Genomic DNA, 10,583 nt, shown 5'->3' with positions numbered 1-10,583 from the left:
CCGAGAAGCTGATGACCAATGGCGGCTCGATGCTGACGCTGACCTATTACGGCGCCGAGAAATGGATGCCGCATTACAACGTCATGGGCGTGGCGAAGGCGGCGCTGGAATCGAGCGTGCAGTATCTCGCCGCCGATCTCGGTCCCTCGAAGATCCGCGTCAACGCGATCTCGGCTGGGCCGATCAAGACGCTCGCCGCCTCTGGTATCGGCGATTTCCGCTATATCCTGCGCTGGAACGAGTACAATTCACCGCTCCGTCGCACCGTGACGATCGAGGAAGTCGGCGAGACCGCGGTCTTCCTGGTCTCCGACATGTCGCGCGGCATCACCGGCGAGATCATGCATGTTGATGCCGGCTACCACGTGGTCGGCATGAAGGTGCCGTCTGCCCCCGATATCACGCTCGACAAGGGCGAGTGATCCGGAGCGCCGGCTTCAGCCGGCGCCGGCGTTCCGCAGGCGCGCCGTTTCCGTATCGTCGCGCCTGACTTCCTCGCTCGCGAGAGCGTCGCGCAGATCGGACGCACTCCTGCCGCCGATAACCAGCGTCGGCGCGATTTCCGCGAGCGGCGCCAGGACGAACGCGCGCTCGGCGATGCGCGGGTGCGGAACCTGAAGACCCGGCTCGTCGATGATAGCCTCGCCATAAGTCAGAAGATCGATATCGAGCGTGCGCGGCCCCCAGCGCTCCTTGCGCTCGCGGCCTTGCTCGCGCTCGATCCTCAGACAGAAGGCGAGCAGGTCGGCCGCCGCGAGATCGGTTGCGATCATCACGGCCATGTTCTTGAATTCGGGCTGGTCGAGCTTGCCCCAGGGCGCGGTGCGATAGACCGACGAAATCCGCAGCACGGTCACGGCAGGATGGCGCGCGAGGGCTTCGATCGCGGCGGCGAAGGCAATGACCGGATCGCCGAGATTGCCGCCGAAGCAGAGAGCGGCCTCAGTCTTCACGCCGGAAGTCCAGGCGGATGCCGACAGCTGCCAGCGTTGCCGGAATCGGCGGCGCGGGCTTGCGCAGGGTGATCCAGACACGGCTGACCGGCGGGAACTCGGCCAGGATGGCCTGCGCCACGGCGCGCGCTGCCGCTTCCAGCAAATTGTAGCGGCGGGTGGTGAAGGTCTGTTTCACCACGGCGACGACCTTGCCGTAATCGACCGTATCCGCGAGGTCGTCGCTGATGGCCGAGGCGTGGATATTGGTCGCCAGCGCAATATCGAGCGTGAAGCGCTGGCCGAGCCGTTCCTCCTCGGAGAAGCAGCCGTGATAGGCATAGATGTCGAGCTTCTCGATCAGGATGCTGCCTGTCTCGCTCATGGCGCGTCTCCGATGGCGGTCCAGACCTTGAAGGCGTCGGCATGTGGACGAATGTCATGCGCGCGGATGATCGAGGCGCCCTGCGAGACGCCGTAGAGATGGGCTGCCAGCGTGCCGGCCAGTCGCTCGGCCGGAACCTTCTGGCCGGTGATCAGACCGATGGTCGACTTGCGTGAGGCGCCGAGCAGGATGGCGCAGCCAAGCTGTTCGAGCTGGCGGAGGTCGCGGATCATCGCGAGGTTCTGCGCCGGCGTCTTGCCGAAGCCGATTCCCGGGTCGACCACGATCTGCTCGCGTGGCACGCCGGCTGCGATGGCGATGGCGATGGAGCGTTCGAGGTAGCGCAGAACGTCGTCGAGGATATCAAGCGCGGGATCGATGCTGTCGCGGTTGTGCATCAGGATCATCGGGGCGCCGAAGCGGGCAGCGACATCGGCAATGGCCGGCTCGCGCTGGCAGCCCCAGACGTCATTGACGATCGCTGCGCCGGCGCCGAGCGCGGCTTCGGCGACCTCGGCCTTGTAGCTGTCGATCGAGATCGGGATGCGTGTTCGGGTGGCGAGTCGCGAAATCACCGGGATGACCCGGGCACGCTCGGTCTCCGCATCGACTTCTGCATGGCCTGGCCGGGTCGACTCGCCGCCGATATCGACGATATCGGCGCCCTCCGCGATCAGCGTTTCGGCATGAGCGATCGCCTCGTCGGCGCTCTTCAGCATGCCGCCATCCGAGAAGGAATCGGGAGTGACATTGACGACGCCCATGAGCAGGGGCGTCGTGCCGAGGGCAAGCCTGCGACCGTCTGGCAAAGTGAGAGCCGGGGACATGGATCCATCCGAAGCGGAGAGCCGCCTATACACAGCGCACTCGCGCTCTGCCATCAGAAAGCGATGACAGGTTGCCATGGCCAATACGCATGCCCCTGTGCCCCTCTGACGCTTTGACCTGCGGGCGCGGAGCGTGCATGAGCCGGAGCATGCTGCCGCTCACGATCTCTCACCGCCTCTTCCTCGTCCGTCACGGCGAAACCGACTGKAACCGGGAGGGTCGTCTCCAGGGTTCGAAGGACATCCCGCTGAACGAGCTCGGGCGCGAGCAGGCGGCCGAAGCCGCCGGGCGCCTGCGCAACCTGGTGCAGGGCTATGAGGGGCTCGATTTCGTGGCCTCTCCCATGGAGCGGGCGCGCGAGACCATGGAAATCCTGCGCTACCGGCTGGGGTTGCCGCCCAAGGGCTACCGCATCGATGAGCGCCTGCGCGAGCTGACCTTCGGCGCCTGGGAAGGGTTCACCTGGCGCGAGGTCCGCAAGTCCGAGCGCGAGCTGGCGCTGGCGCGCGAGCGCGACAAATGGGGCTTCGTTCCCCCTGAAGGCGAGAGCTACCGGATGCTGGCCGAGCGGATCAGGCCGGTGCTGGAAGGGCTGACGGGCGAGACGGTGATGGTGAGCCATGGCGGTGTGGCGCGCGCCGTGCTCGCGCTTGTCGGGGCGGTCGCGCCGGGGGAAGCCGCCATGGTCGATATCTGGCAGGGCAAGATCCTGATGGTCTCGGACGGACGCGTCTCCTGGGTCTAGCGCGAGGTTCGGTCGCAGACATTCATCGTGGGTTCAGGGGTGCTCTTTAAGGAGTGTTGTGCTAGCAGGGATGCACACAACAGCGACATGCTCGGCCGGGGGGAGGCAGCCGGAATCCGGATCGAACGATACGGTTTCCGGGGCAGTTTTAGAGGTGCGGTTCGCCGCAGGGTCGCCTTGGGGTGAGTGCCGCCGGGGCTGCTCTGGCCGATCCGCAGCGGGGCACCATGAACGACATCAGCATTCTGTCGGCGGACGAGACCGCCCGGAGCGCCACCCCGCTCGCCATGATCGCGGGCGAGAAGCGGCCTGACCTGATCCGCGATGAGGTTCTGGGCGAGATCTTCGCTGCGACAGTGGCCGCGCGCGGCGCACACCCGGCTCTGACGGATGCCGAGCGCCGGCTCAGCTATGACGAGGTCTGGGCAGCGGCGCGCAGTCAGGCGCGCGGCCTTGTCCTGTCGGGCGTCGGCCCCGGCAGCATGGTCGGCCTGTGGATGCCGCGCGGCATCGACCTCCTTGTCGCGCAGATCGCGATCACGCTCAGCGGCGCGGCCTGGGTGCCGTTCGATGCCGAGGCGCCTGTCGATCGCATCGCGACCTGCCTGAACGATGCCGAGGCCAAGGGGCTCGTGACCTGCGCCGCCTGGCAGGGCAAGGCGGCCGCGATCGGGCGTCCGGTCTGGTCGCCTGCCGATCTCGTGGCGCGTGACGATGGCGCACTCCTGCCGGCGCGCGCAGCCGGGCTGAGCAAGGATCATCCCGCCTACCTGATCTATACCTCGGGCTCGACGGGGACGCCGAAGGCGATCGTCATCAGCCATCACAACATCTGCCACTTCCTGCGCTCCGGGAACGCCTTCTACGGGATGGGGCCAGACGACATCGTCTTCCAGGGCGCGTCGGTCGCCTTCGACCTGTCGATGGAGGAAATCTGGACACCCTATCTCGTCGGCGCGACGCTGTTCGTCGCTTCGCCCGAGATGATGGGCGATGCCGAGAAGCTGCCGGCAATCCTGAACGGTGCCGGCGTCACCGTGATCGACACCGTGCCGACGCTGCTCGGTATCCTGCCTTCCGACGTGCCTTCGCTGCGGCTCATCCTGCTCGGCGGCGAGGCGCTCCCGCCCTCGATCGTGCAGAAATGGGCGAAGCCGGAAAGGCGCATCCTCAACACCTACGGGCCGACCGAGGCGACCGTGGTGGCGACCGCGACCGAGGTGAAACCCGGCGAGGTGGTGACCATCGGCCGGCCGATCCCCAACTATACCGCCTATGTCGTCAGCGAAGAGCTGCAATTGCTGCCGCCTGGCCAGCAGGGCGAACTCCTGATCGGCGGCCCGGGCGTTGCCCGGGGCTATCACGGCCGCCCCGAACTGACGGCGGAGAAATTCATCGCCAATCCGTTTGGTGGGATCGACGACCCCATTCTCTACCGATCCGGTGATGCGGTCAGCCTCGATGCGGCCGGCAACTTCGTCTTCCATGGCCGTATCGACGACCAGATCAAGATCCGCGGCTTCCGGGTCGAACTCGGCGAGATCGAGTCGAAGCTCGCAGACGAGCCGGGGGTGAACCAGGCGGCGGTCGTGCTGCGCGAAGATGACGGCATCGAACGGCTCGTCGCCTTCGTGGTCAGCGAGCCCGGCGTCGCGGTCGATGCGGGAGTGCTGCGCGCTGCGCTGAGAGAACAGCTGCCTCCCTACATGGTCCCTGCCCATTTCGAGGCTGTCGGCTCGCTGCCGCGCATGGTCTCGGGCAAGGTCGACCGCAAGATGCTGAGGGCTGCGCCGCTGACGGCGCCGGCCGCAGCCGGCGAGCAGGAGCCGCCGCGCAACGAGACGGAGGCCGCCCTTCTAGAGGCGGCCAAGCGCGTATTGGGTGCGTTGAGCCTGCCGTTCGAGGCCGATTTCTTCGTCGATCTCGGTGGTCATTCGCTGCTGGCCGCGCGCTTCATCTCGATCGTGCGCGAAACCCCTGCCTATGCCGGCATCACGCTGCAGGACGTCTATGGTGCCCGTACGTTGCGTGGCATGGCGGCGGTGCTCGATGGGCGCGGGATCGCGGAGGCCGAGGATCTCTCTTTCACTCCGCCCTCCTTTCGGCGCCGCTTCCTGTGCGGGCTGGCGCAGGCCGCCGCGCTGCCGATCATCATCAGCCTGGCGACGGCGCAGTGGCTCGGAATTTTCGTCACCTATCTGCTGATTTCCGGCGAGGACCTGTCGCTGCCGGCGCAGGTCTTCACCCTGCTCGGCGTCTATGTCGCGATTACCATCGTCACCGGCCTGATCTCGATCGCCTTGAAATGGATCGTGCTCGGCCGGACCAAGCCCGGCGTCTATCCGCTCTGGGGCGTCTATTATTTCCGCTGGTGGTTCGCCGCGCGCGTTGCAGGCCTTGTCCATATCAAATGGCTGCAGGGTACGCCGGTGATGCGCTTCTACTGGCGCCTGCTCGGTGCCAAGGTCGGCCGCGACGTCATCATCTCGGATTACGAGGCCGGTGCGCTCGATCTCATCGAGATCGGCGACTACACGACCTTCGGCTCGAAGACCACTTTCGCCAATGGCGAAGCCATCGKCGACAAGCTGATCCTGGGCCGGATCAAGATCGGGCGGGACGTGAACGCTGGCGCCTCCGTGGTCTTCGGTCATGGCAGCACCACCGGCGACCATGCCGAGATTGGCGATCTGACGGCGATACCGTCCGGTACGACGGTCGGCGCGGCCGAAATCTGGGACGGCACGCCTGGCCGGAAGATCGGCATGGTCGATCTCGACGCGTTGCCGCCGCAGGCCGAGGCGAGCATGCGCCGTCGCTTCGCGATGACGGTTTTCTACGTGTTCATGCTGATCGTGCTGCCGCCGATCAGCTTGCTGCCGATCTTCCCGGCCTTCTGGCTCTTCGACAGGATCGACGACCAGATCGCGACATGGTCCGATATCAGCTATCTCTGGTATCTGCCGATCCTGACCTGGCCGACGGCGATGGGCCTCATCGCCTTCACCGTGCTGCTGATGGCCGGCCTGCGCTGGGTGATCCTGCCGCGCGTGACCTCGGGCTCGTGGTCGATCCATTCCGGCTTCTATGCCCGCAAATGGACGGTGGCGCTGGCGACCGAGGTGACGCTGGAGACACTCTCCTCGCTGTTCGCGACGATCTATATGCGCTTCTGGTATCGGTTGATGGGCGCCAGCATCGGCAAGGGCGCGGAGATCTCGACCAATCTGTCGGGTCGCTACGATCTGACGGCGATCGGGGCCGGCAACTTCATCGCCGACGAGGTCGTCTTCGGCGACGAGGACATGCGCCGCGGCTATATGCGTCTCGACATGACGAAGACCGGCGATCAGGTCTTCATCGGCAATGATGCGGTCGTGGCGCCAGGCGCCGTGATCCCCGACCGGGTGCTGATCGGCATCAAGTCGAAGCCGCCTGCCAATGAGAAGATGCAGCCGGGCGATACCTGGTTCGGCTCGCCGCCGATCCGCCTGCCGACGCGGCAGAAGGTCGACCTTGGGGCGGATTGGACCTACAAGCCGTCGCTGGGGAAGAGGCTGGCGCGGGCGGGCTTCGAGGCGCTGCACACCTCATTCCCGGCGATGCTGTTCATCACTTTCGGCACCATCGCGGTCGATCTCGTGCTGCAGCAGAAGATCTTCGATCGCGACTGGGGCGGGCTCGCGCTCAGCTTCATGGGCGTGTCCATCCTGATCGCGGTGACGCAGGCGCTGATCTGCGCCGCGATGAAATGGCTGCTGATGGGCGTCTACAAGCCGGTGATGAAGCCGATGTGGTCGTTCTGGGCGATGCGCACCGAGGCGGTCGCCGTGCTCTATTGGGGATTGGGCGGCAAGGTGCTGTTCGACTATCTGCGCGGCACGCCTTTCCTGCCCTGGTTCCTGATGCTGTTCGGTGCGAAATACGGCAAGGGCGTCTGGCTCGACTCGACCGATATCACCGAGTTCGACTGCATCAGGGTCGGCGATTACTGCACGGTCAACGCGCATTCGGCCCTGCAGACCCACCTCTATGAGGACAGGGTCATGAAGGTCGGCCGCGTGCATCTCGGCAAGGGCGTTTGTGTGGGCGCGGCAGCGACGGTGCTCTACGACACCCATGTCGGCGACTACGCGCAGATCGGCCTGCTGACCGTGATCATGAAGGGCGAGAACCTGCCGGCGAATACGCGCTGGGAGGGGGCGCCGGCGGTGCCGGCCAAGGCGGCGGCGCACTAGGGCCAAAGCTGACCGGCGGTTCTACCCGTCGAGGCGGCCCTCGGCCGAAGGTCGCGGAGCGCCGACGCAGGCATTATCGAGCGGTAGTGCGATCTCGTCAGGCTGCAATGCGCGGACCGCGCCCTTTGGCAACTCGCCCAGCGGCAAGGCCCCGATGCCGACACGGACCAGGCGCAGCACCCGCGCGCCGGCCGCTTCGACGATGCGCCGGATCTGTCGGTTGCGGCCCTCGTCGATCACCATTTCGATCCAGGCGTTCCTTTGGCCATGGCGCAGGAGCGTCGCCGCCTTGGTCGAGAGCGCCTCGTCGCCGTCGACGGCACCGGCGCGCAGCCGCACCATCAAGGCGGTGTCGGGCACCGTGTCGATCTGGACATGGTAGGTTTTCTCCACGCCGGAGGCCGGGTCCAGGATGCGCTGCGCCCAGCGCGTGTCGTTGCTCATGAGCAGCAACCCTTCACTCGCCTTGTCGAGCCGCCCGACCGGGGCGACGAACGGTAGCTCCAGTCCGTCCAGGCAGGAATAGACCGTGGCGCGGCCTTCGGGGTCGGTCCGGGTCGTGAGCGCGCCGCGGGGCTTGTTGACCATCAGATAGACACGGCGTTCGGCCGAGACCGTTTCGCCATCGACGATGATGCGGGCACGCGCGAGATCCAGGCGCAGGCTCGGGTTCAGGGCAAGACGCCCATCGACCCGGACGCGCCTGCCGAGAATCAGGCCTTCGGCCTGGGTGCGTGAGCAATAGCCGAGCTTGGAAAGGGCGCGCGCGAGGCTGACGGACCCCGGCGTGCCGGGGCCGGATTGTCTCGACATGGTCTGGGCATTCCGAATGCGAAAGACCGGTCGCCGGCTCCGGGGCCATCATGTCGAGGCGCGGGACGGGCTACCGTGGACAAGCCGCCTTGCGGTGCGAAACCGTCTGCGCGAACCTCGTCCGGGATAGGTTGCTGTGCCAGGTCCGAGACGGCACGCCGTGGCAGGCGTCGTGGCCGACCTGAGGCCACTCCCCCCGAACCCGCTCCTCTTCGGAAGGTTCGGGGCTAGGCGCCCGCGATGATGACACTCCCGGGGCGCCAGGAGCGCGGCTGGGTGACAGGCCTGCGTCTCATCGGGCCTAGAAGCCGCCGGATCGGGCGGCTGTCAAGACTTGCGCTGCCGCGCAGCATTGCCGGGGATGCGGAGCGCGGGACGCGACGCGGCGGGCGTTGGGGCATGGTTTGCGCGCAGCGGGGTTTCGCGCGGGCGCGATCCGGCTTATGAGCCCGGAGCGAAACCCGTCAGGCTGCCATGTCCCATAACACCTTCGGCCATCTCTTCCGCGTCACCACCTTTGGGGAAAGCCACGGGCCGGCGATCGGCTGCGTCGTCGATGGCTGCCCGCCTCTGATCCCGCTGAGCGAAGCCGAAATCCAGCTCGAACTCGATCGCCGCCGGCCCGGTCAGTCGCGCTTCACCACGCAGCGCCAGGAGCCTGATCAGGTCCGCATCGTCTCCGGTGTCTTTCCCGATGAGGCGAGCGGCCAGCAGGTGACGACGGGAACCTCGATCGGGCTGATGATCGACAATGTCGACCAGCGTTCCAAGGACTACTCGGACATCAAGGACAAGTACCGGCCCGGCCACGCCGACTTCACCTATGACGTGAAATACGGCATTCGCGATTATCGCGGTGGCGGGCGTTCCTCGGCGCGCGAGACGGCCATGCGGGTCGCAGCCGGCGCGATTGCGCGCAAGGTCGTGCCAGGCATGATCGTGCGCGGTGCGCTGGTGCAGATGGGGCCGCACAAGATCGACCGGAACAACTGGGACTGGAACGAGGTCGGCAATAATCCGTTCTTCTGCCCGGATGCCAAGGCGGCGGCCTTCTTCGCCGAATATCTCGATGGCATCCGCAAGTCCGGATCCTCGATCGGCGCGGTGCTGGAGATTGTCGCCGAGGGCGTTCCTGCCGGCCTGGGCGCGCCGATCTACGGCRAGCTCGATGCCGAGCTGGCCTCGGCCCTGATGAGCATCAATGCCGTCAAGGGTGTCGAAATCGGCGAGGGGTTCGCTGCGGCCGAACTCTCGGGCGAAGAGAATGCCGACGAGATGCGGGCCGGCAATGACGGAAAGCCGCTCTTTCTCTCCAACCACGCCGGCGGCATCCTGGGTGGCATCTCGACCGGGCAGCCGATTGTCGCCCGTTTCGCGGTGAAGCCGACATCCTCGATCCTCGCCACGCGCGCGACCGTGACGCGGACCGGCGGGGAAGCGGATATGTTCACCAAGGGCCGCCATGACCCCTGCGTCGGCATCCGGGCCGTGCCGGTCGGGGAGGCAATGGTCGCCTGCGTGCTGGCCGACCAGTTCCTGCGCCATCGCGCCCAGGTCGGCGTGGTCGAGCCGCGCTGGCCCTTTGCTCGGTGAATTTCAGTGTTACTGAAATTAATTCCCTGCTTCATTGCAAGTGAAGCGGGGGCGTATTAGCTTGCGGCCATGAAGCTCGAAACTTGGCTCCGGCAGAATGGCATGGCTCGCAGCGCCTTCGCGCGGCAGGTCGGCCTGTCGCCGGCCAGCGTGTCGGCGCTCTGCAACGATCAGAGTGCCTGGATCTCGCGCGAAAGTGCCGAGCGCATCGCCGCCGCCACGAACGGTGCCGTCACCCCCAATGATTTTCTGGGCCTGCAAGGGCCGCGGGAGGCTGTCATGCAGCAGAACGTCACTCAGGCCATCGAAGCCTTCGCCCGCGGCGAGATCGTTATCGTCACCGATGACGATGACCGCGAGAACGAGGGCGATCTGATCATCGCGGCCTCGCTCTGCACGCCGGAGAAGATGGCCTTCATTATCCGCAATACCTGCGGCATCGTCTGCGCGCCGCTGACGGCTGACGAGGCGCGGCGGCTCCGGCTCGACCCGATGGTCTCGTCAAACGACGCACCGCTCGGCACGGCCTTCACGGTGACGGTCGACGTCAAGCACGGGCTGACCACCGGTATTTCGGCCGAGCAGCGCAACAATACCGTGCGGGCGCTGGCCAATGGCAATATGGGCGCCACGGATTTCGTGCGGCCCGGTCACGTGTTTCCGTTGATCGCCAAGGATGGCGGTGTTCTGATGCGCTCCGGCCATACCGAAGCGGCGGTGGATCTCTGCAAGCTCGCCAATCTGCCGCCGGTCGGCGTGATCTGCGAGCTCGCCAATGATGATGGCACCGTGATGAAGGGCGCGCAGATCACCGCCTTCGCCAAGACGCACGGGCTGCAGCAGATCACGGTCGCCGAGCTGATCGCTTATCGCCAGGCGCGCGAGAAGCTCGTCGAGCGGGTGCATTCCTTCCCGGTCAAGACCGAGTTCGGCGAGATGACCGGCCATGTCTATGTCACGCCCTTCGAAGACACCCAGCATTTTGCCTTCGTCATGGGCAAGGTCGGTGACGGCGAGAAGGTCCCGGCGCGACTGCATCGTGCGAATGT

9 protein-coding genes are annotated in these 10,583 nt (G+C 66.2%); 5 read left to right on the top strand and 4 right to left on the bottom strand.

Annotation, left to right across the window (positions count from 1 at the left end; all coding sequences use genetic code 11):
- The coding region (locus tag AC1DJT_RS28960; RefSeq protein WP_476835395.1) for an SDR family oxidoreductase at positions 1 to 422 on the top strand (422 nt) is incomplete at its 5' end.
- Positions 423 to 437: 15 nt separating this feature from the next.
- Here the strand turns inward: AC1DJT_RS28960 and folK are convergent.
- From folK to folP, 3 genes are read right to left on the bottom strand one after another with little or no spacing between them, the layout of a single operon-like run.
- The gene (folK, locus tag AC1DJT_RS28955) at positions 438 to 953 is read right to left on the bottom strand and encodes a 2-amino-4-hydroxy-6-hydroxymethyldihydropteridine diphosphokinase (protein WP_476769606.1); all 516 of its coding nucleotides are present in this window, start codon (positions 951 to 953) and stop codon (positions 438 to 440) included.
- Entirely contained in the window at positions 943 to 1,317 is a 375-nt protein-coding gene (gene folB / locus AC1DJT_RS28950; protein ID WP_069879469.1) for a dihydroneopterin aldolase, read from the bottom strand. The genes folK and folB overlap by 11 nt, the downstream gene beginning before the upstream one ends.
- Positions 1,314 to 2,144 carry a dihydropteroate synthase gene (gene folP / locus AC1DJT_RS28945; RefSeq protein ID WP_476769607.1) on the bottom strand — a complete coding sequence of 277 codons (831 nt, stop codon included), beginning with the start codon at positions 2,142 to 2,144 and terminating at the stop codon, positions 1,314 to 1,316. Before folP ends, folB begins: the two co-directional genes overlap by 4 nt.
- A gap of 149 nt (positions 2,145 to 2,293) precedes the next feature.
- Here folP and AC1DJT_RS28940 point away from each other — a divergent pair, with 149 nt between their 5' ends.
- Positions 2,294 to 2,890 (top strand): histidine phosphatase family protein, encoded by a 597-nt coding sequence (locus AC1DJT_RS28940; RefSeq protein ID WP_476835394.1) that lies wholly within the window; start codon positions 2,294 to 2,296, stop codon positions 2,888 to 2,890.
- Between the two features lie 227 nt (positions 2,891 to 3,117).
- Entirely contained in the window at positions 3,118 to 7,128 is a 4,011-nt protein-coding gene (locus AC1DJT_RS28935) for a Pls/PosA family non-ribosomal peptide synthetase (RefSeq protein WP_476835393.1), read from the top strand.
- A 21-nt stretch (positions 7,129 to 7,149) separates the two neighbouring features.
- Here AC1DJT_RS28935 and AC1DJT_RS28930 read toward each other — a convergent pair whose 3' ends face one another.
- Complete coding sequence (locus AC1DJT_RS28930; RefSeq protein WP_476835392.1) at positions 7,150 to 7,941, bottom strand: pseudouridine synthase; 792 nt, start codon at positions 7,939 to 7,941, stop codon at positions 7,150 to 7,152.
- A gap of 474 nt (positions 7,942 to 8,415) precedes the next feature.
- On the opposite strand from AC1DJT_RS28930, the gene aroC reads away from it, so the two are divergent.
- Both aroC and ribB read left to right on the top strand, forming a co-directional pair.
- Positions 8,416 to 9,534, top strand: a complete 1,119-nt coding sequence (gene aroC / locus AC1DJT_RS28925) for a chorismate synthase (protein WP_476835391.1) — start codon at positions 8,416 to 8,418, stop codon at positions 9,532 to 9,534.
- Positions 9,535 to 9,603: 69 nt separating this feature from the next.
- On the top strand, positions 9,604 to 10,583 hold a 980-nt coding region (gene ribB / locus AC1DJT_RS28920), incomplete at its 3' end, for a 3,4-dihydroxy-2-butanone-4-phosphate synthase (protein ID WP_476835390.1).

It is taken from the genome of Allobosea sp. 05T422_2 (genome assembly GCF_056396265.1).
This window is presented reverse-complemented; position numbering and strand designations above follow the sequence as displayed.

Bases quoted from the DNA above. Each gene is read 5' to 3' on its own strand.
- folB (WP_069879469.1), bottom strand. From the start codon at position 1,317: ATGAGCGAGACAGGCAGCATCCTGATCGAGAAGCTCGACATCTATGCC.
- folP (WP_476769607.1), bottom strand. From the start codon at position 2,144: ATGTCCCCGGCTCTCACTTTGCCAGACGGTCGCAGGCTTGCCCTCGGC.
- AC1DJT_RS28930 (WP_476835392.1), bottom strand. From the start codon at position 7,941: ATGTCGAGACAATCCGGCCCCGGCACGCCGGGGTCCGTCAGCCTCGCG.